We start from the raw sequence: 19,384 nt of genomic DNA, 5'->3' as shown, positions 1-19,384 counted from the left end.
TTCGAAACACGCCCTAGCGCCGCCGCTTGAACAGCAGCTTCGGCAGCCCCGCCGGGATCTTCCGGCGCGTCGTGTACGGCGAAGGCAGCGGGACCTCGGCGAGCGAGCCGTCCGGGAGTGCCGCCTCGTTCCCCAGCCACTCCAGCCGCAGTACCCGGCACTCGGCGGCCCAGCGCTGCGTCAGCTGCTCGCTGTCGACGGCGTTGAGCCGCTTTCCCTTGAGGTCCGAGACGGCGGCCTCCCAGGCCTCGGAGCCCGGCGCCAGCTCCACCACCTTGGCGCGCCAGCCCACGATCCGCCCGCCCTTGTCCTTGCTGCGCACGGTGACCTGTGCGGTCTCCCCGTCGACGAGTCCGGGCAGCGGCTGCTCGCCGGGCCCGTCCCCCACGACATGCGCGGCGCCCTCGGTCCATACGTGCCAGAGCGCACGGGCGGGGGAGCCGTCGCCCCGCACCCAGATGAGGCCGGACTTCTTGGTGGCCTCCTCGGCGAGGGCGGCGTCGAGCAGCGCATCAGTCATGGGGTGCAGCGTAGGCGAGGCGCACGCGACTCCGTACGGCAGTACGGCACCTCGTGCACAGCCGGGCTTCTGAGGGTGCAGCCGGGCTGCCGAGGGCAGAGTCGGCCTGCCGAGTGCACAGCCGGCCTTCCGACGCCCGTCGGCTAAAGCCATCCGTTCCGCTTGAGCGTGCGGTGGATCGCGAAGCAGATCCCGGCGATCCCGGCCATCACCATCGGGTAGCCGTACTTCCACTGCAGTTCGGGCATGTGCTCGAAGTTCATCCCGTAGACCCCGCAGATCATCGTGGGCACGGCGATGATCGCCGCCCACGAGGTGATCTTGCGCATGTCCTCGTTCTGCGCGACGGTCGCCTGCGCGAGGTTGGCCTGAAGGATCGAGTTGAGCAGTTCGTCGAAGCCGACGACCTGTTCCTGGACGCGCGCCAGGTGGTCGGCCACGTCACGGAAGTAGTTCTGGATGTCCGGGTCGATCAGCCGCATCGGCCGCTCGCTGAGCAGCTGCAGCGGCCGCGACAGCGGCGCCACGGCCCGCTTGAACTCCAGGACCTCCCGCTTGAGCTGGTAGATCCGCCCGGCGTCGCTGCCGCGCGCACGGCCCTTGCTGTCCGGCGAGAAGACCTCGCTCTCGACCTCGTCGATGTCGTTCTGCACGGCGTCGGCGACGGCGATGTACCCGTCGACCACGTGGTCCGCGATGGCGTGCAGCACCGCCGAGGGGCCCTTCGCGAGCAACTCGGGGTCGTCCTGGAGCCGGTGCCTGAGGCCGCGCAGCGAGCCCTGGCCGCCGTGCCGCACGGTGATGAAGAAGTCCTTGCCGGTGAAGCACATCACCTCGCCCGCCTCCACGACCTCGCTGGTGGCGGTGAGTTCGGCGTGGTCCACGTAGTGGATGGTCTTGAACACCGTGAACAGGGTGTCGTCGTAGCGCTCCAGCTTCGGCCGCTGGTGCGCGTGCACGGCGTCCTCGACGGCGAGCGGGTGCAGCCCGAACTCGGCGGCGATACCGGCGAATTCGGCCTCGGTCGGCTCGTGCAGTCCGATCCACGCGAAGCCGCCTTCGCTGCGCACCTGGAGCATCGCCTCGTGCGGCGTGAGCGATGCCCCGTTCCTGACGCGGCGGCCGTCCCGGTAGACGGCGCAGTCGACGACGGCGCTCATGGCCGAGAGGTCGCGGGTCGTGTCGTAGGCCGCTCCGCTCGCGCTCTTGCGCAGCTGGGGGCGGACGGCGGCACGCAGGTCACGGATCATGGACATGGCAGACTCCTTGGAGGCGGCTGCCGGTGCGGGCGGTGGCACAGCCCGGAATGAGGGTGTCCCCGGGATCCACCGGATCCATGGCGGGACATCCGCAAAGCGGGCGGCACCGTGCGTACGCTCCCGGCGTTCTCACCACTGGGGCAGATCGAGCACGGCTCTTGGCTCTTGCGGGACCGAGACGCTCTTCCACCGGTAGCCGGTGCCTGGTACCTGGTGCCTGTGAATCCGGAGTTTGCCCGCTTGCGGGCCGGGTACGGAAAGGCCGAGTGAAAGGCAGTTACCGGGCGGAAGAACGGGTGGTACTACACGGTCGACTTCGGTCCATGAGTCCCACCTCCTCGCGCCGGGCCCCCGTGGGGGATAGCCGTCTGCCGGGCCTGCCCGTGTCGATGCCGTTGCGGCCGTCAACACGATGCCCTGACCAGCCGCCAACTTTATCAGCCGACCGAAGTCCGCTGCCCCGCTTTGCTCTTTCTGTACGGAGCGGGGGCGCGCTGCGTGTCGCGGGCCGCGTTCTATGCTCGCTCAATGGCAGATGTACTGGCTCTCGTCGAAGCCCGGCTCCGTATGGCGCTCGGTGAACCCGATGCCCGCGCGGCGGTGACGTTCCTCGGCACGGACCGTATAGAGGTGCTGCGTTTCACCGACCCCTCCGCCGAGGGCGGGCCGGTGGTCCGCTACGCCAGCCTCGGGATGTCCGCCGCGCCGATGACGGACCCCACGTTGGCGCTCGCCGATCCGGTGCAGGGTCCGCGCGCCGAGCTGATCCTCTCCGTACGGGCCGGGCGCGCCGACACCGACAAGCTGCTCCGGCCGCTCGCGGTCCTGGCGGCCTCCCCGCAGGTGGAGGGTGTGGTGGTGGCCCCGGGAGCCTCCCTGGACACGGGCGAACCCCTGTGGCCGGGCGCCCCGTTCACCTCCGTCCTGGTCGCCGAACCGGGCGGCCTGGTCGAGGACCTGGCTCTCGACGCCCCGATGGACCCCGTCCATTTCCTTCCGCTGCTGCCGATGACCCCGAACGAGGCGGCGTGGAAGCGGGTGCACGGGGCGGCGGCCCTGGAGGAGCGGTGGCTGGCCCGGGGGACGGATCTGCGGGATCCGGCGCGGGGCTCCGTGGGGCTGGACTGACGGCGGCTTCCGGGGGCGCCACCATCCGGACGGGTGATCGTCCTTGACGCGGCGCCGGGCGGGTAGGACTGTTGAGCGTTATGAGGGGCGAACCCAGTTGCCCGAAGTGTGGTGGCCGGGTGCGGGCTCCCGGCCTCTTCGCCGACGCGTGGCAGTGTGATGTGCACGGCATCGTGCACCCATTGCAGCCGGTGGTCCCGCCGAGTGTCGAGGCGCTCTCCGTCGTCGTGCACCGCTCGCAGGTGCCGGTCTGGATGCCGTGGCCGCTGCCGGTCGGCTGGCTGTTCACCGGCGTGGCCTGCGCGGGCGACGACCGCAGCGGCGGGCGCGCCACGGCCGTCGCCTGCTCTGGCCCCGGGCCGCTCGGCGGCAGCGGTGAGATGGTCCTGATCGCGGAGGAGCTGGGCGTCGGCCTCGGCGCCCGCTACGCGGGCATGCCCGGCCCCGATCCCGGCCCGCACCTCGACGTCTCCGGCCCGCCCCAGGCCAAGGTCCTCGCGGCCGGCCGCCCCACCCCGCTCTGGCATGTCAAGGACACCCCCTCGGACCGCGCGGTCTTCGCGGGCGAGGCCCGGGGCCTGTGGCTGTGGGCGGTGGTCTGGCCCGAGCAGTCGGGTCTGCTCCTGTACGACGAACTGGTCCTCACGGACCTGAGGGACGCGGGCGCCGAGGTGGAACTCCTGCCGTGCGGGGCGCTGTCCCCGCGGATCCTGGCGGTGTGACGGGTCGCCCCGGGCCCCACCGCCGCCCCATGCGTCGGCACCGCCCCACTCCTCCCGCTATCCTGGAGCGTCGCCCGAACTCCGTCCGTACGCATGCGAACGTGTGAACCGTACGAACGGAACCCACCCCGGAAGCCGAGAGGAGCCCTTGTGCGGATCGACCTGCACACCCACTCCACGGCTTCCGATGGCACCGATACCCCGGCCGAGCTGGTCCGCAAGGCACGGGCGCAGGGCCTCGACGTGATCGCCCTGACCGATCACGACACGACGCGCGGGCACCAGGAGGCTGCGCGGGCGCTGCCCGAGGGCCTCACCCTCGTCACCGGCGCCGAGCTCTCCTGCCGCCTGAACGGCACGGGGCTGCACCTCCTCGCGTACCTCTTCGACGCCGAGGAACCCGCACTCCTCGCCGAGCGTGAACTCGTCCGCGACGACCGTGTCCCGCGCGCCCGCGCCATGGTCGGCAAGCTGCGCGAGCTGGGCGTCCCCGTCGAGTGGGAGCAGGTGGCGCGGATCGCGGGCGACGGCTCGGTGGGCCGCCCGCACATAGCCGAGGCCCTGGTCGAACTGGGCGTCGTGCCCACGGTCTCCGATGCCTTCACGCCCGACTGGCTCGCCGACGGCGGCCGTGCCTACGTCGAGAAGCACGAACTCGACCCCTTCGAGGCGATCCGCCTCGTCAAGGCGGCCGGCGGGGTCACCGTCTTCGCGCACCCGCTCGCCGTCAAGCGCGGCGAGGTCGTCCCCGAGTCCGCGATCGCCGAACTGGCCGCGGCCGGGCTCGACGGCATCGAGGCCGATCACATGGACCACGACGCGGCGACCCGAGCCCGGCTCAAGGGCCTCGCCGCCGACCTCGGCCTGCTCGCCACCGGCTCCAGCGACTACCACGGCAGCCGCAAGACCTGCGAGCTCGCCGAGTACACCACCGACCCCGAGGTCTACGGGGAGATCATCCGCCGTGCGACGGGCGCGTTCCCGGTCCCCGGCACCGGGGGAGTACGCGCCTGACCACGCGCCGACCGCGCGCCTGACCGCGACCCGGATCCCCGGGCCGCATACCGACCCGGATCCCCGGGCCGCATCCCGCGTCATGCCCGCGCGCGCCCGCGCACTCCACCGCTCACACCCGCGGTACCTCAGCACCTCAGCACCTCAGCACCCGGAACACCCCACACCCCAGCACACCCCGACACCCCACAAGGCTTCGCCGTGTTCGAATTCGCCGCGTTCGGCTCCCTCTTCCTCACCCTTTTCGTGATCATGGACCCGCCCGGGGTCACCCCGATCTTCCTCGCCCTGACCGCGGGCCGTCCCGCCAAGGTGCAGCGCCGGATGGCCTTCCAGGCGGTCTGTGTGGCCTTCGGCGTGATCACGCTCTTCGGCCTCGTAGGCCACCAGATCCTCGACTACCTGCATGTCTCGGTTCCGGCCCTGATGATCGCCGGCGGCCTGCTGCTGCTCCTCATCGCGCTCGACCTGCTCACCGGCAAGACCGACGAGCCCAAGCAGACCAAGGATGTCAACGTCGCCCTCGTTCCCCTGGGCATGCCGCTGCTCGCCGGTCCCGGTGCGATCGTCTCGGTGATCCTCGCCGTGCAGAACGCAGACGGCTTCGGCGACCAGCTCTCCGTATGGAGCGCGATCCTCGCCATCCACGTCGTGCTCTGGCTCGTGATGCGCTACTCGCTGGTGATCATCCGGGTCATCAAGGACGGCGGTGTCGTCCTCGTCACCCGCCTGGCGGGCATGATGCTCTCCGCGATCGCCGTCCAGCAGATCATCAACGGCATCACCCAGGTCATCCAGGGAGCCTGAGGCATACGAAAAGGCCCCCGCGCCTCGTTGCGCGGGGGCCTCGTACGTACTGCTACGTCACAGAGGTGGGCGACGGCGTCATGAATCCGCGGCGGTGGCCGGGCGGATGTAGATGCGCTGGCCGCGGGCGGCGGCCTGCTGCACGATCCGGTTGACGGAGGCGGCGTCCACGACGGTGCTGTCCACGGCGGTTCCGTTGACATCGTCCAGGCGCATGATCTCGAAGCGCATAAGGCTTCTCCCTTCGTCTGGTGATCCTCCTGCAGGAGAACTGGTGCTTGCGTATGCAAGGGTCCAACGCCATGCAGCCTACAATCATTCCCTACGCTAAGGAAATCTTTTCCTAGGCTAACTACTCGTCAGTAGAGAGATCGCTTGTGTTCGCAGCGTGACGAGACCGAGAATGGCTCACCTATGAACGAAGAAGATCTCGCGTTCCTGTCGACCCGTATCGACCACACCAACGAGCTGCTGCAGCGCATGCTCGCCGAAGTGGCCAAGACCCCGTCGACCCACGCGATCTTCGTCGACGCCGGCTATCTCTACGCCGCGGCCGGACGCCTCGTCGCCGGTACGGAGGACCGCCGCGCCTTCGACCTCGATGCCGAAGGCCTGATCGACGCCCTCATCGACAAGGCCCGCACGATCTTCGCCGACAGCCGGCTGCTCCGCGTCTACTGGTACGACGGCGCCCGCCGCCGGATCCACACCTCCGAGCAGCAGTCGATCGCCGAGCTCCCCGACGTCAAGGTCCGCCTCGGCAACCTCAACGCCAACAACCAGCAGAAGGGCGTCGACTCGCTGATCCGCAGCGACCTCGAATCCCTCGCCCGGCACCGCGCCATCAGCGACGCGGCCCTGATCGGCGGCGACGAGGACCTGGTCTCCGCGGTCGAGGCGGCGCAGGGCTACGGCGCCCGCGTCCACCTCTGGGGCATCGAGGCGGCCGAGGGCCGCAACCAGGCCGAGCCCCTCCTGTGGGAGGTCGACAGCCAGCGCACGCTCGAACTCGACTTCGTCAAGCCGTACGTGGCCCGCCGCACCGCCACCGCCTACGATCCCGCCACACCCCGGCCCGCCCGCGACGACGTGCGCTTCGTCGGCGCGCGGATCGCCGCCACCTGGCTCGGCTCGCGCGGCCGCGAGCAGATGGTCGACCTGCTGCCGGGCCACCCGTATCTGCCGGGCCCGGTCGACCAGGACCTCCTCATCGAGGCCGAACGGCTGCTGCAGTACTCCCTGCGCGGCCAGGCGGACCTGCGCCGCGCCCTGCGCGACGGCTTCTGGGACCACCTGCAGACGCAGGTCTGACGTCGCCCGAAGTCATTCGGGTGCGGCCCACTGCAGCCCGATCAGGACTCCAGCCGGTCCCAGAAGGCGATGAGCGCGGCGGCCGTACGCTCCGGCTGGTCCGTATTGGGGGAGTGCTCGGCGTCCGCGATGACGCTGCGGGCCGCCCCGAGCCGTAGCGCCATCTCGTCGAAGAGCTCCACGGGCCAGGTGTCGTCCCGTACACCGGAGAGCACATGCACCGGCAGGGGTACGCGGGCGAGTTCGGCCACGCGGTCCGGCTCCGACATCAGCTGCCGTCCGGTGGCGGTGAGCTGGGACGGGTTGTGGCGCAGCCAGCGGGAGCGCAGCTCTTCGTCCGTGGCCGTCTCCTCGGGCGCGTCGAGGGCCTGGATCGCCTCCCACACCTGCGCCATGTCCATCACCGCCAGCGCGTCGAGCAGCAGCTTGACGCGCTGCTGCTGCGCGGGCGAGATCTGTGCGGGACCGGACGACATGAGGGTGAGCGAGCGGAACGGCGAGGGATCGGCGAGCACGGCCGCGCGGGCGATCTGGCCGCCGAGCGAATGCCCGAGCAGATGCACCGGCCGGCCTCCGCCGAGCGCGGCGGCCTGCGCGAGCACGTCCCCGGCCAGCTCGCCCTGCGCGTACGGCCCTTCGTCCCCGGCCGGTCCCTCGGACTCGTACTGCCCGCGCCCGTCCACCGCCACGCTCCGGTACCCGGCGGCGGCGAGCGGCTCGTGCAGCGCGATGAAGTCCTCCTTGCTGCCGGTGTATCCGGGCAGCATCAGGACGGTGGCCCTCGGCGGCCTCCCCTCCGGCCGCGCGTCGACGGCCGCGAAGTCCCCGCGGTCCGTGCTCAGGGTGGTGGCGTACGCGCAGGGCGGCGGGGTGAACGTCGGCGGCCGGCTCATGGACCGAGGTTAGCCGGTGTCCTCACTGTTTGACCTGGCCTTGACCGCCTCGTGGTCGTAGTGAGATAAGGCTCAGATAACTTAGGTGAGCCTTATCTGGCCGGGTCGAACCACCCGGCCCGTCCGACCCTGCCCGGCCTGACCCTTCTGGAGCCCTGATGCGTCCCGTCCGTATGACCCTCGCTTCCGCCACCGCGGTGGCCCTCGCCGCCGTGGCCACCGGCTGCACGGAGAAGTCGGACGCGAAGGCCGGGGACGACAACGTCATCTCCGTCATCGCCACCGACGACAGCTGTGAGGTGGACAAGAAGGAGTTCCCGGCCGGCCACATCCAGCTGGCCGTCGAGAACAAGGGCTCCAAGGTCACCGAGGTCTATGTCCTCTACCCGGACGACCGGATCGTCACCGAGCGCGAGAACATCGGCCCCGGCACGAAGCAGACCGTCACCGCCGAGGTGAAGGCCGGCTCGTACCAGATCGCCTGCAAGCCCGGCATGAAGGGCGACGGCATCCGCCAGCAGGTCGAGGCGACCGGCGGTGGCAAGGTCGACAAGCGCGACCCGAAGCTGGACGCCGCCGTGGCCGCGTACCGCAAGTACGTGCAGCAGCAGGCGGACGAGACGCTGCCGCTCGTCAGGACCTTCGCCGAGGCCGTCAAGGCCGGCGACCTCGAGGCCGCGAAGAAGGCATACGCGCCCTCCCGCATCGGCTGGGAGCGCACCGAGCCGGTCGCCGAGTCCTTCGGCGACCTCGACCCCAAGGTCGACCTGCGCGAGGACGGCCTGGAGGAGGGCCAGGACCTGGAGAAGGACTGGACCGGCTGGCACCGCCTGGAGCGCTCGCTCTGGGAGGACGGAGAGATCACCGAGCGCGACAAGGAGCTCGCCGACCTCCTGATCAAGGACCTGGAGGCCTGGCAGGACAAGGTCGGCGAGGCCGAGATCACGCCCACCTCGATGGCCAACGGCGCCAAGGAGCTCCTCGACGAGGTCGCCACCGGCAAGGTCACCGGCGAGGAGGAGCGCTACTCGCACACCGACCTCGTCGACTTCAAGGCGAACGTGGAGGGCGCGCAGAAGTCCTACGAACTCCTCAAGCCGGTCGCCGAGAAGAACGACGCGGAGCTCACCAAGGAGCTCGACCGCCAGTTCGCGGCCCTCAACACGCTGCTCGACAAGTACCGCGAGAACAAGGAGTCCTACGACTTCGTCTCGTACGACAAGGTCGGCAAGGCGGAGCGCAAGGAGCTCTCGGACGGGGTCAACGCCCTCGCCGAGCCGCTGTCCAAGCTGGCCGCCGCGGTCGTGAAGTAGGAGGGGACATGACTGACACCGGCAACGACGAGGCAGGCGTCCCGACCCGCCGTTCGCTGCTCGGCTGGGGCGGCGCCGGGCTCGCGCTCGGTGCCGCCGCGGCCGGCGGCGCGGCCCTCGCGTTCGAGGGCGGCGGCGAGCGCACCGCGCCCGTCGGCGAGGCAGGCGCGGCGGTCCCGTTCCACGGCAGGCACCAGGCGGGTATCGCCACCGCCGTGCAGGACCGGCTGCATTTCGCCGCCTTCGACGTGAAGACGAAGGACCGCGAGCAGCTGATCCAGCTGCTCAAGGACTGGACCGAGGCCGCCGCCCTGATGACGCAGGGCAGCCCGGTCGGCCAGGGCGCGTACGGCGGGCTCGCCGAGGCGCCGCCGGACGACACGGGCGAGGCGCTCGGCCTCAAGCCCTCGCGGCTGACGCTCACCGTGGGCTTCGGGCCGTCCCTGTTCGACGGGCGTTTCGGCCTGAAGGACAAGCGGCCCGAGGCCCTGGTCGACCTGCCCAGGTTCCCCGGGGACAACCTCGATCCGGCGCGCGGCGGCGGCGATCTGTGCGTGCAGGCCTGCGCGGACGACCCGCAGGTCGCGGTGCACGCGATCCGCAACCTCGCCCGGATCGGCTTCGGCAGGGCGGCCGTGCGCTGGTCCCAGCTCGGCTTCGGCAAGACCTCCTCGACGACCCCCGAGGCGCAGACCCCGCGCAACATGATGGGCTTCAAGGACGGCACCCGGAACATCGCCGGCACCGACACCGCAGGACTCGACCAGCACGTCTGGGTGGGTGAGAAGGACGGCCCGGACTGGATGAACGGCGGCTCGTACCTCGTGGCGCGCCGGATCCGGATGAACATCGAGACCTGGGACCGCACCTCGCTCAAGGAGCAGGAGGACATCTTCGGCCGGGACAAGGGCGAAGGCGCTCCGTACGGCAAGAAGCGCGAGCACGACGAGCCGAACCTCAAGGCCATGCCCGAGGCCGCACACGTCCGCCTGGCGCACCCCGACTCCAACGGCGGGGCCAGGATGCTGCGGCGCGGCTACTCCTTCACCGACGGCACGGACGGACTCGGCCGCCTGGACGCGGGCCTGTTCTTCCTCGCGTACCAGCGCGACGTACGCGACGCCTTCATCCCGGTGCAGCTGCAGCTGGCCCGCCACGATGTGCTCAACGAGTACATCCAGCACGTCGGCTCGGCCGTCTTCGCGATCCCGCCGGGTGTGCGCGACGACGAGGACTGGTGGGGCAGCGCCCTGTTCACCGGATCCGGGAAGGCGTGAGCGATGTTCGCCAACTACCTGATCGGGCTGCGCGAGGGCCTGGAAGCCTCGCTCGTCGTCTGCATCCTGGTCGCGTACCTGGTCAAGACGGACAACCGCAAGGCGCTCACCCCGGTCTGGACCGGCGTCGGGATCGCGGTCGCGGTCAGCCTCGCCTTCGGCGCCACGCTGCAGTTCGGCACGCGGGACCTCACCTTCGAGGCGAAGGAACTCATCGGCGGCACCCTGTCCGTCGTCGCCGTCGCCCTGGTGACCTGGATGGTCTTCTGGATGCGGCGCACCGCCCGCCATCTGAAGGCCGACCTGCACGGCAGACTCGACTCCGCGCTCGCGCTCGGGACCGGCGCCCTGGTCCTCACCGCGTTCCTGGCGGTCGGCCGGGAGGGCCTGGAGACCGCGCTCATCGTGTGGAGTGCCGTGGACGCCGCCGACAGCGGCTGGGACCCGCTGCTCGGCGCGGTCCTCGGGCTGCTCACCTCGGTCGTCATGGGCTGGCTGTTCTACCGCGGGGCGCTGCGCATCAACCTCGCGAAGTTCTTCAAGTGGACCGGCGGCATGCTCGTCGTGGTGGCCGCGGGGATCCTCGCGTACGGGGTGCACGACCTGCAGGAGGCCCGGTTCCTCGGCGGTCTCGCCGACAAGGCCTTCGACATCAGCGAGAACTACCCGCCGGACACCTGGCACGCCACGCTGCTCAAGGGCATCTTCAACTTCCAGCCCGATCCGACGGTGCTGCAGGTCGTCGTGTGGGCGGCGTATCTGGTTCCGACGCTCCTGCTGTTCCTGCGGCCGGTGCGGGCTTCGCGGACCGCGCCTGTGCCCGGGGCGCGTACGGCTGACGCGCGTACGGCTGACGCGCCTGCCCCCGAGGCGCGCACGTCCGAGGACAGCCCGGTCGGCGAGCAGAGCTGAACCGAGCCGAGCAGGCGCGCGAACGCCGGTGGCCCGCACCCCCTCGGGGAGTGCGGGCCACCGGCGTTGACACCGGGTGCTCAGCCCTCGGCGGGCTGCTCCGCGGAGGCCGCGGCCTTGCGCGTACGGCGCCGGCGGGGCTTGGCCGGAGCCTCGTCCTCGCCCTTGGCCGCGGTGCTCGCGGCGGGCGCCTCGGCCGCGGCGGCGGACTGCGTGCTCTTACGGGTCCGGCGGCGGCGCGGCTTGGCGGGTGCCTCGGCGCCCTGTGCGGCCTCGTCGGCCGCCTCCGGCGCGCTCACCTCGGCCACGGCCTGCTCGGCCGTCGCCTGCTGAGCGGAAGCCCCCGCACGCGTACGGCGCCGGCGGCGCGGCGTACGGACCGCGGACTCCTCCACGGCCTGGGCGGCATCGCCCTGCGTGGCCTCGGCTGCGGGCGCCTCGGCTACGGGCGCCTCGGCCGGGGCCGAGCCCTCCACGGCGGCTCCGCCCCGCGTACGACGGCGCTGACGCGGCGTCCGCGTACGGGCCGGGCGCTCCTCGGTCCGCTCGGCGGAGCGGCCGCCGCGGCCGCGGGAACGGCCGCCCTTGCCGCCGGGCTCGCCCAGGTCCTCGACCTCCTCGGCCCTCAGACCGGCCCGCGTGCGCTCGGCGCGCGGCAGGACACCCTTCGTGCCCTCGGGGATACCGAGGTCGGTGAACAGGTGCGGGGAGGAGGAGTACGTCTCGGCCGGGTCGTTGAAGTCCAGCTCGAGCGCCTTGTTGATCAGCTGCCAGCGCGGGATGTCGTCCCAGTCGACCAGCGTGATCGCGGTGCCCTTGGCGCCCGCGCGGCCGGTGCGGCCGATGCGGTGCAGGTAGGTCTTCTCGTCCTCGGGGGACTGGTAGTTGATGACGTGCGTGACGCCCTCGACGTCGATACCGCGCGCGGCGACGTCGGTGCAGACAAGGACGTCGACCTTGCCGTTGCGGAAGGCGCGCAGCGCCTGCTCGCGGGCGCCCTGGCCCAGGTCGCCGTGGACGGCGCCGGAGGCGAATCCGCGGCGCTCCAGCTGCTCGGCGACATCGGCAGCCGTGCGCTTCGTACGGCAGAAGACCATCGCGAGTCCGCGGCCCTCGGCCTGCAGGATGCGCGCGACCATCTCCGGCTTGTCCATGTTGTGCGCGCGGTAGACGAACTGCGCCGTGTTCGCGACGGTCTGGCCCTCGTCGTCCGGCGCGGTGGCGCGGATGTGCGTGGGCTGCGACATGTAGCGGCGGGCGAGACCGATGACCGCGCCCGGCATGGTGGCCGAGAACAGCATGGTCTGGCGGCGCACCGGCAGCATGTTGATGATCTTCTCGACATCGGGCAGGAAGCCCAGGTCGAGCATCTCGTCGGCCTCGTCGAGGACCAGGCACTTCACCTTCGACAGGTTCAGCTTCTTCTGGCCCGCGAGGTCGAGGAGGCGGCCCGGGGTGCCGACGACCACGTCGACGCCCTTCTTCAGGGCCTCGACCTGCGGCTCGTAGGCACGGCCGCCGTATATGGCCGTGACACGCACATTGCGTACCTTGCCCGCGGTGAGCAGGTCGTTGGTGACCTGGGTGCACAGCTCGCGGGTGGGGACCACGATGAGTGCCTGCGGCGCGTCGGTGAGGTCCTCGGGCTTCGCACGGCCCGCTTCGGCATCGGCGGGCACGGTGACGCGCTCCAGGAGCGGCAGGCCGAAGCCCAGCGTCTTGCCCGTACCGGTCTTGGCCTGGCCGATGACATCGGTGCCGGAGAGCGCTACGGGGAGCGTCAACTCCTGGATCGGGAACGGCGTGGTGATGCCGACGGCCTCAAGGGCCTCGGCGGTCTCGGAAAGGATCCCGAGCTCTCGGAAAGTCGTAGGCGTGTTCGACGTATTCAGGGTGCAGCCTCTTCTGTGAGACGCGGCACAAGGCGAACGCTGGGGGTCTGACCGGGCGGATCCCGAGAAGTCAAGAACTTCGAAAGTCAAGGACTTCGAAGCTCGGGACTTCAGAAGTCAAGGACTTCGGTCCGCCGGTGGCCGAGCCGGTAGCTTCCGGCCGCAAGGCGCAGGCCGGGTGGCGCGGGACCACAGCCGTCGCTCGAGCGCTCGTGCCGCTGAGGGGCCCCTCCGGGACGTACAGCTGTGTACGTACATGAGGGCTGTCGGGTCGGAGCCGATCGGGCCACCGACCGGGCATCCTCATTCATCGGCCCGTCGAGGCGGCGGGTCTCCCTCGCATACCGACGTCACACGTCTCGTACGTTGTCCCGTACGGCGTCTCGTACGCGGCGGAAACCTGCCACGACTCAGCGGGCTTTTACCACTGTACCCCGAGTACCCGCAGGCATGTCTGTCAAATTCCTCACGTCACGCTGGTCACAGGCGGTGAGCAGGCGATGAGCAGGCGTCGAGCAGGGCGCACCGGCCCCTTCCCCGTACGCGCGGGCGGGCTATTGTGCGCTGCATGGAGACGCCTGACAACACCACGGACGCAGCCCGCCAGCCGACCGGTATCGCCGCCCAGGACTGGGCCACGGCCAGCGCCGACCCGCAGTACCGTGCCGCGGTCGTCGACCTCCTCGGCGCGCTCGCCTACGGCGAGCTCGCCGCGTTCGAGCGCCTCGCCGAGGACGCGAAACTCGCGCCGACGCTGGCGGACAAGGCGGCCCTGGCGAAGATGGCCTCGGCCGAGTTCCACCACTTCGAACAGCTGCGCGACCGTCTCTCCGCGATCGGCGCGGAGCCGACCGAGGCCATGGAGCCCTTCGTCGCCGCGCTCGACGGCTTCCACAAGCAGACCGCCCCGTCCGACTGGCTCGAAGGCCTCGTCAAGGCGTACGTCGGCGACTCGATCGCCTCCGACTTCTACCGCGAGGTGGCCGCCCGGCTCGACTCGGACACCCGTGCGCTGGTGCTCTCCGTCCTCGACGACACAGGGCACGCCTCGTTCGCCGTGGAGAAGGTACGGGCCGCGATCGACGCCGACCACCGGGTCGGCGGGCGGCTCGCGCTGTGGGCGCGGCGCCTGATGGGCGAGGCGCTCTCGCAGTCGCAGCGGGTGGTGGCGGACCGGGACGCGCTGTCCACGATGCTGGTGGGCGGGGTCGCGGACGGGTTCGACCTGGCCGAGGTGGGGCGGATGTTCTCGCGGATCACGGAGGCGCACACCAAGCGGATGGCCGCGCTGGGGCTGGCCGCGTAGGGGGGTTCGCTGCGGGTGGGTGGGGACTGCTCGCCGTTGCGCCTGCGGCGGGCCTTTCTCCCCGCCCCGCCCATCACCGTTTCCCGGGCCCTCGCCCCGGACCCCTCATCCGAGCTTCGCTCGGATCGCCTCAAGCGTCGGCGGGGCCGGGGCCGCCGGTCCGGCTGACTCCGAACGCGGCCGCACCAGCAGCGACAGGGATGCCACCGCCACGGCCACCGCACCGCCCAGCGTCGCCGCGACATGCCCCGCCCCCAGCGCCGAGTGGGTGAGGAGCGCGCCGAACAGGGCGCCGCTCGCGCCCGTCGCCAGGACCAGCGAACGGGACGGCAGACGGTGTGCGAGCCGGCGGCCCGCCAGGAGGGCGAGGGCCAGGCCGAGCAGTACGGCGGCGATCGCTTCCAGGAACATGCGCCCTCCCACGGCCGGGGTGCAAATCGGTCACAGCCGGTCCTACCCCCGGCGTGCGGAACGCAATCCTCCTTCCGCGGCGGGCGACTTGGACACGCCGAGCGCAACAGGGCGGGTCCCGGAGAGTTCATCTCCGGGACCCGCCCTGTTCGTCTTCCGCTCGTCCTCCGTCGGCATTCCGCTCGCCTGCAGCGGCGCGCGGTCCGGCCGAGCACCAAAGCGGCTACAGCGCGCTGAAGCCCACCTTGCGCGCGGTCGGCTCGCCGAGCTCGACGTAGGCGAGCCGGTCGGCCGGCACCAGGACCTTGCGGCCGTGGTCGTCCACGAGAGTGAGCAGGTCGGACTTGCCACTCAGTGCCTCGGACACCGCCTTCTCGACCTCTGCGGCGGTCTGGCCGCTCTCCAGAACGATCTCGCGCGGCGCGTGCTGCACGCCGATCTTGACCTCCACGGCTATGTCCCTCCGACGGTCAGTGGTGCGCGGGCCTCCGCGCGGTACGCGCCAACATTAGCCCGGTGAGGGGACTCGACAGCGCGCCGCCGTGCACGCTGGCAGCGAACATCCGTGAGGAATACCGCAGGAGCAGGGACTCAGTGGCCGTCCGTGCCGTGCAGCGGGAAGCCCGCGACACCGCGCCAGGCCAGCGAGGTGAGCAGCTCCACCGCCTTGTCGCGGTCGACCTTCGACTCGCTGTGCAGCCAGTAGCGCGCCACGACCTGGGCGAAGCCGCCGAGGCCGACGGCGAGCAGCATCGACTCGTCCTTCGAGAGACCGGTGTCCTCGGCGATGACCTCGCAGATCGCGGTGGCGCAGTCCAGCGTCACCTTCTCCACCCGGTCCTTCACGGCCGGCTCGTTGGTGAGGTCCGATTCGAAGACCAGCCGGAACGCGCCGCCCTGGTCCTGGACGTAGGTGAAGTACGCGTCCATCGTCGCGGCGACGCGGAGCTTGTTGTCCGTGGTGGACTCGAGGGCGGAGCGCACCGCGCTCAGCAGCGACTCGCAGTGCTGCTCGAGCAGCGCGAGGTAGAGGTCGAGCTTGCCGGGGAAGTGCTGGTACAGCACCGGCTTGCTGACGCCCGCACGCTCGGCGATATCGTCCATCGCCGCCGCGTGGTACCCCTGCGCAACGAAGACTTCCTGGGCCGCGCCCAGAAGCTGGTTGCGGCGGGCCCGGCGCGGCAGGCGGGTGCCCCGCGGGCGTGGCGCGGCCTCGGTCTGCTCGGTGGCTGTCACGCCGCCTCCCCAATTGCTGTTCCGTAGTGCATTGCGGTGTGCTGCCGCTTCGCCATCGTACTTTTCGGTAACTGTGGTGTGCGCGGTGCGGAGGCAGAATTTCACAGACCGGACGCTTGTACAGCCGTCGTGACCGTTCTTCGTCGCTTCAGAGGCCGTGAACCGGGCTCAGCGGTAGTCCTCCTCGTCGAGTTCCACCACTCTGGCCTGTTCGGCCACATCCGCCACGTTCGCGGCGGAGGGGTCGATGCCCTCGGCGGGGTCGTCGCGGTGCTGGCGCAGCTCGGTGTGCTGCTCGGCGGCGTCGGCTTCCGGCGCATCCGGGTCGAGCGTCTCCTCCTGCTCGAAGGTGTCCGGCTCGGTGGGATCGACGGTCATGGCTGGCTCCCTCTCGCTCTCGTGCGCTCTCGTGAGAAGGCAGGGGCCAGGGCGGCGCATGCCCTACCCCTTGAGACTATGAGAGTCCGATTCGGCGCGCTACGCGATGGCGTGACCGCGAACACGTGAACCGGTCCGTGATCCTCTCGTAGCATCGCCCTATGTCTTCGACCGAACTGCCGGGTGCCCTCACTGCCGCGGTGACCCCGAGACCGCTCACGGTGCGGGTCGCCGAGGGCGAGGAGCTCCGCCAGGTGACCCTGCCCGGACTCAGCCTCACCGTGCGCTCGCGGCCGCCGGTCAGGGCGTCTTCCGGAACACGCCCTGGCACCGGGCTGTCACCCGCCCTGTTCGTGCACGGGCTCGGCGGCTCCTCGCAGAACTGGTCGGCGCTGATGCCGCTGCTCGAAGACGTCCTCGACTGCGAGGCGGTCGACCTGCCGGGATTCGGCGACTCGCCGCCGCCGGACGACGGCAACTACTCGGTCACCGGGCACGCCCGTGCCGTGATCCGGCTGCTCGACGCGAGCGGCCGCGGCCCCGTGCACCTCTTCGGCAACTCGATGGGCGGCGCGGTAGCCACCCGTATCGCGGCCGTCCGGCCCGACCTCGTACGGACGCTCACCCTCGTCTCGCCCGCGCTCCCGGAGATCCGGGTCCAGCGCACCGCCGTGCCGACCGCGCTGGTCGCTCTGCCCGGCGTCGCCCAGCTCTTCGCACGGCTGACGAAGGACTGGACGCCCGAGATGCGTACGCGCGGGGTGATGTCGCTCTGCTACGGCGACCCCGGCCGGGTCACCCCCGAGGGCTTCGCGCACGCCGTGGAGGAGATGGAGCGGCGGCTGCAGCTGCCGTACTTCTGGGATGCGATGGCCCGCTCGGCCCGCGGCATCGTGGACGCGTACACCCTCGGCGGCCAGCACGGGCTGTGGCGGCAGGCCGAGCGGGTGCTCGCGCCGACGCTGCTCGTGTACGGCGGGCGCGACCAGCTCGTCTCGTACCGCATGGCGGGCAAGGCGGCGCGTGCCTTCCGCGGCTCGCGGCTGCTGACCCTGCCGGAGGCCGGGCATGTGGCGATGATGGAATACCCGGACGTGGTGGCCACGGCCGTACGTGAACTGCTCGCCGCGCACGGCGAGCCGACGGTGGAGAGCTGAGGCGGCCCGTGGGCAGGCACGCACGCAAGGGCGGCAGGAGCGGCGGGGACACGGGCGCGATACCGGTCGTCCCCGGCGGCTCCGGCCCCACCGGGACAACGGGAGGCACCGGCCGCCGCCGACGCCCCGGTGCCGGCGGCCCGCCGCAGCCGGCGGCCCAGGGCCGTCCCGACACGACCCCGCCGCGCGGTGGCCCCGCGACGACCCCGCCGCACGGAGTGCCCCAGGCCCGCCCGGCGACTCCACCTCCCGGCGCTCCGGGTGTACGGCCCGATGGCACTCCGGCGCAGGGTGTGCCTCGCGTACGGCCGGACGGCACTCCGGCGCAGGGTGTGCCTCGCGTACGCCCCGACGGGACTCCGGCGCACGGCACCCCGCGGGTGCCGCCGGGAGCCGGCCGGCCGCATCCGCAGCAGCGTGAGGGAGGCGGCGGATGGGGCGCGGCACCGGGCGGTGCGGCCCACACGGGACCACTGCCGAGGCTCGGCGACACCGGACCGCAGCGCCGTATCGACGGCACCGGGCCGCTGCCCAGGGTCGGCGACACCGGGCCGCAGCAGCGGATCCAGGCCACCGGCCGGCAGCAGCGCACGAACCACTCGACGGGTCGGCATCCGCAGGTCACGGCCACCGGCCCACAGCCCCGTATCCCCGGCCCCCGCGGCGAGTACGGCTCCGCGTACGGCGATTCCCCGAGCTCCGGGCTGCGCTCGAGCAGGGGAGGGCCCCTTGACGATGAGCCGGATCTGTTCGACCCCGCCGCGCGGCGTGCGGGGGAGGGGCGCTCGGTCGATCCGTACGCCGCCGTCACCGACTTCCGGCACGAGCTGTCCGAGGACGAGGCGCCGCCCGCCGCGCCGGTGCGGCGCGAGCCCTCGCGCGGGCCCAGGGGCCGTACCTTCACCGGCATCGCGGCCGCCGCCGTGACGACCGTGCTCGCCGTGGTCGTCGCGGGCCAGGTGGCCGGCGGGCCGGACCAGGATCCGCAGCCGCAGGCCGCGGACACCGGGAGCGCCGAGCGGGGCGGTGCCTCCGAGGCCTCGCGCTCCGACGGACGCGAGGCACCGGACACGCCCGCCCCCCTCACGTACGAGCAGAAGCTCGCGAAGAAGGACAAGCTGCCGCCGCACGAGGCGAGCGGCGACTTCGCGGCGATCGGCGGGACGGACCAGGCGCCGGGCAAGGGGCGCAAGTACCGCTACCGGGTCGACGTCGAGAAGGGGCTCGGCCTGGACGGCGCGCTGTTCGCGGAGGCCGTGCAGAAGACCCTGAACGACGAGCGCAGTTGGGCGCACAAGGGCGCCCGGACCTTCGAGCGGGTCTCCAGCGGGGAGACCGACTTCGTCATCACGCTCGCGAGCAGCGCCACCACCGCCGAGTGGTGCGCCAAGTCCGGCCTCGACACGGCGCAGCAGAACGTGTCCTGCGACTCCGCCGCGACCGAGCGCGTGATGATCAACGCCGACCGCTGGGCGCAGGGCGCCAAGACCTACGGCGACGACATCGCCGCGTACCGGCAGATGCTGATCAACCACGAGATCGGGCACCGGCTCGGCCACAACCACGTGAACTGCAGCGTGGACGGGGCGCTCGCGCCCGTGATGCAGCAGCAGACCAAGACCCTGACGGTCGACGGCATCACCTGCCGGGCCAATCCCTGGGCATACCCCAACAATTGACGCACCGTAACTCTTCGCGCCCCTAGGGCGTGTTTCGAAAGTCGCTTCTGCCCCGCGACGCCCGGCACGCACTCTCGCCGCACGGGCCGAAAGCCCGAGTACGTCCAGTACGAGGACTTCCGGCCCGCACGCCGAGAGCACGCACCGGACGCCGCAGGGCCCGCCCTCC

The 19,384-nt window shown here is 71.5% G+C and carries 19 protein-coding genes and 1 pseudogene; 11 read left to right on the top strand and 9 right to left on the bottom strand.

Features of this window, described 5'->3' with window-relative positions; genetic code table 11:
• Positions 1–13: 13 nt before the first annotated feature.
• Together ACLF6P_RS16555 and ACLF6P_RS16550 are read right to left on the bottom strand one after the other, a co-directional pair.
• Positions 14–520: a hypothetical protein gene (locus ACLF6P_RS16555; RefSeq protein WP_415951116.1), complete on the bottom strand. Its 507-nt coding sequence runs from the start codon at positions 518–520 to the stop codon at positions 14–16.
• A gap of 143 nt (positions 521–663) precedes the next feature.
• On the bottom strand, positions 664–1,776 hold the full coding sequence (locus ACLF6P_RS16550) for a magnesium and cobalt transport protein CorA (protein WP_415951115.1): 1,113 nt from the start codon (positions 1,774–1,776) through the stop codon (positions 664–666).
• 531 nt (positions 1,777–2,307) lie between these two features.
• Between ACLF6P_RS16550 and ACLF6P_RS16545 the strand changes: the two genes are divergently transcribed.
• From ACLF6P_RS16545 to ACLF6P_RS16530, 4 genes are all read left to right on the top strand, one after another.
• Positions 2,308–2,907, top strand: coding sequence for a suppressor of fused domain protein (locus ACLF6P_RS16545; protein WP_415951114.1), 600 nt, complete (start codon positions 2,308–2,310; stop codon positions 2,905–2,907).
• A gap of 80 nt (positions 2,908–2,987) precedes the next feature.
• Positions 2,988–3,629 (top strand): DUF6758 family protein, encoded by a 642-nt coding sequence (locus ACLF6P_RS16540; RefSeq protein ID WP_415951113.1) that lies wholly within the window; start codon positions 2,988–2,990, stop codon positions 3,627–3,629.
• Positions 3,630–3,779: 150 nt separating this feature from the next.
• The gene (locus ACLF6P_RS16535; protein WP_415951112.1) at positions 3,780–4,643 is read left to right on the top strand and encodes a PHP domain-containing protein; all 864 of its coding nucleotides are present in this window, start codon (positions 3,780–3,782) and stop codon (positions 4,641–4,643) included.
• 201 nt (positions 4,644–4,844) lie between these two features.
• Complete coding sequence (locus ACLF6P_RS16530; RefSeq protein WP_415951111.1) at positions 4,845–5,450, top strand: MarC family protein; 606 nt, start codon at positions 4,845–4,847, stop codon at positions 5,448–5,450.
• Positions 5,451–5,528: 78 nt separating this feature from the next.
• Here the strand turns inward: ACLF6P_RS16530 and ACLF6P_RS16525 are convergent, their stop codons facing one another.
• A complete protein-coding gene (locus ACLF6P_RS16525) occupies positions 5,529–5,681 on the bottom strand; it encodes a hypothetical protein (RefSeq protein ID WP_399205891.1) in 153 nt (50 codons plus the stop codon).
• Between the two features lie 183 nt (positions 5,682–5,864).
• Between ACLF6P_RS16525 and ACLF6P_RS16520 the strand changes: the two genes are divergently transcribed.
• Positions 5,865–6,761 (top strand): NYN domain-containing protein, encoded by an 897-nt coding sequence (locus ACLF6P_RS16520; protein WP_415951110.1) that lies wholly within the window; start codon positions 5,865–5,867, stop codon positions 6,759–6,761.
• Positions 6,762–6,802: 41 nt separating this feature from the next.
• Here the strand turns inward: ACLF6P_RS16520 and ACLF6P_RS16515 are convergent, their stop codons facing one another.
• Positions 6,803–7,654 (bottom strand): alpha/beta fold hydrolase, encoded by an 852-nt coding sequence (locus ACLF6P_RS16515; protein WP_415951109.1) that lies wholly within the window; start codon positions 7,652–7,654, stop codon positions 6,803–6,805.
• Between the two features lie 158 nt (positions 7,655–7,812).
• Between ACLF6P_RS16515 and efeO the strand changes: the two genes are divergently transcribed.
• The 3 genes from efeO to efeU are packed head-to-tail and all read left to right on the top strand — an operon-like array spanning position 7,813 to position 11,156.
• The gene (efeO, locus tag ACLF6P_RS16510; protein ID WP_415951108.1) at positions 7,813–8,967 is read left to right on the top strand and encodes an iron uptake system protein EfeO; all 1,155 of its coding nucleotides are present in this window, start codon (positions 7,813–7,815) and stop codon (positions 8,965–8,967) included.
• A gap of 8 nt (positions 8,968–8,975) precedes the next feature.
• Positions 8,976–10,244 carry an iron uptake transporter deferrochelatase/peroxidase subunit gene (gene efeB / locus ACLF6P_RS16505; protein ID WP_415951107.1) on the top strand — a complete coding sequence of 423 codons (1,269 nt, stop codon included), beginning with the start codon at positions 8,976–8,978 and terminating at the stop codon, positions 10,242–10,244.
• A 3-nt stretch (positions 10,245–10,247) separates the two neighbouring features.
• Entirely contained in the window at positions 10,248–11,156 is a 909-nt protein-coding gene (gene efeU, locus ACLF6P_RS16500; protein ID WP_415951105.1) for an iron uptake transporter permease EfeU, read from the top strand.
• Positions 11,157–11,254: 98 nt separating this feature from the next.
• On the opposite strand, the pseudogene ACLF6P_RS16495 reads toward efeU, so the two are convergent.
• Positions 11,255–13,138, bottom strand: a pseudogene (locus ACLF6P_RS16495) (DEAD/DEAH box helicase); the annotation flags it as partial.
• A 478-nt stretch (positions 13,139–13,616) separates the two neighbouring features.
• On the opposite strand from ACLF6P_RS16495, the gene ACLF6P_RS16490 reads away from it, so the two are divergent.
• Positions 13,617–14,354: a ferritin-like fold-containing protein gene (locus ACLF6P_RS16490; protein WP_415951102.1), complete on the top strand. Its 738-nt coding sequence runs from the start codon at positions 13,617–13,619 to the stop codon at positions 14,352–14,354.
• A gap of 105 nt (positions 14,355–14,459) precedes the next feature.
• Here ACLF6P_RS16490 and ACLF6P_RS16485 read toward each other — a convergent pair whose 3' ends face one another.
• The 4 genes from ACLF6P_RS16485 to ACLF6P_RS16470 all read right to left on the bottom strand — a co-directional run bounded on the left by ACLF6P_RS16485 (position 14,460) and on the right by ACLF6P_RS16470 (position 16,379).
• On the bottom strand, positions 14,460–14,765 hold the full coding sequence (locus tag ACLF6P_RS16485; protein ID WP_415951101.1) for a hypothetical protein: 306 nt from the start codon (positions 14,763–14,765) through the stop codon (positions 14,460–14,462).
• A gap of 223 nt (positions 14,766–14,988) precedes the next feature.
• A complete protein-coding gene (locus tag ACLF6P_RS16480; RefSeq protein WP_415951100.1) occupies positions 14,989–15,216 on the bottom strand; it encodes a DUF3107 domain-containing protein in 228 nt (75 codons plus the stop codon).
• 140 nt (positions 15,217–15,356) lie between these two features.
• Positions 15,357–16,001, bottom strand: a complete 645-nt coding sequence (locus ACLF6P_RS16475; RefSeq protein ID WP_415951099.1) for a TetR/AcrR family transcriptional regulator — start codon at positions 15,999–16,001, stop codon at positions 15,357–15,359.
• Positions 16,002–16,169: 168 nt separating this feature from the next.
• Complete coding sequence (locus tag ACLF6P_RS16470) at positions 16,170–16,379, bottom strand: hypothetical protein (protein WP_415951098.1); 210 nt, start codon at positions 16,377–16,379, stop codon at positions 16,170–16,172.
• Between the two features lie 161 nt (positions 16,380–16,540).
• Between ACLF6P_RS16470 and ACLF6P_RS16465 the strand changes: the two genes are divergently transcribed.
• Positions 16,541–17,536, top strand: a complete 996-nt coding sequence (locus ACLF6P_RS16465; RefSeq protein ID WP_415951097.1) for an alpha/beta fold hydrolase — start codon at positions 16,541–16,543, stop codon at positions 17,534–17,536.
• A 332-nt stretch (positions 17,537–17,868) separates the two neighbouring features.
• Positions 17,869–19,215: a DUF3152 domain-containing protein gene (locus ACLF6P_RS16460; RefSeq protein ID WP_415951096.1), complete on the top strand. Its 1,347-nt coding sequence runs from the start codon at positions 17,869–17,871 to the stop codon at positions 19,213–19,215.
• The last annotated feature ends 169 nt before the right edge of the window (positions 19,216–19,384 follow it).

Origin of the sequence: Streptomyces lothianensis, assembly GCF_047779955.1 — a bacterium.
In the GTDB taxonomy this organism is placed as follows: Bacteria; Actinomycetota; Actinomycetes; order Streptomycetales; family Streptomycetaceae; genus Streptomyces.
This window is presented reverse-complemented; position numbering and strand designations above follow the sequence as displayed.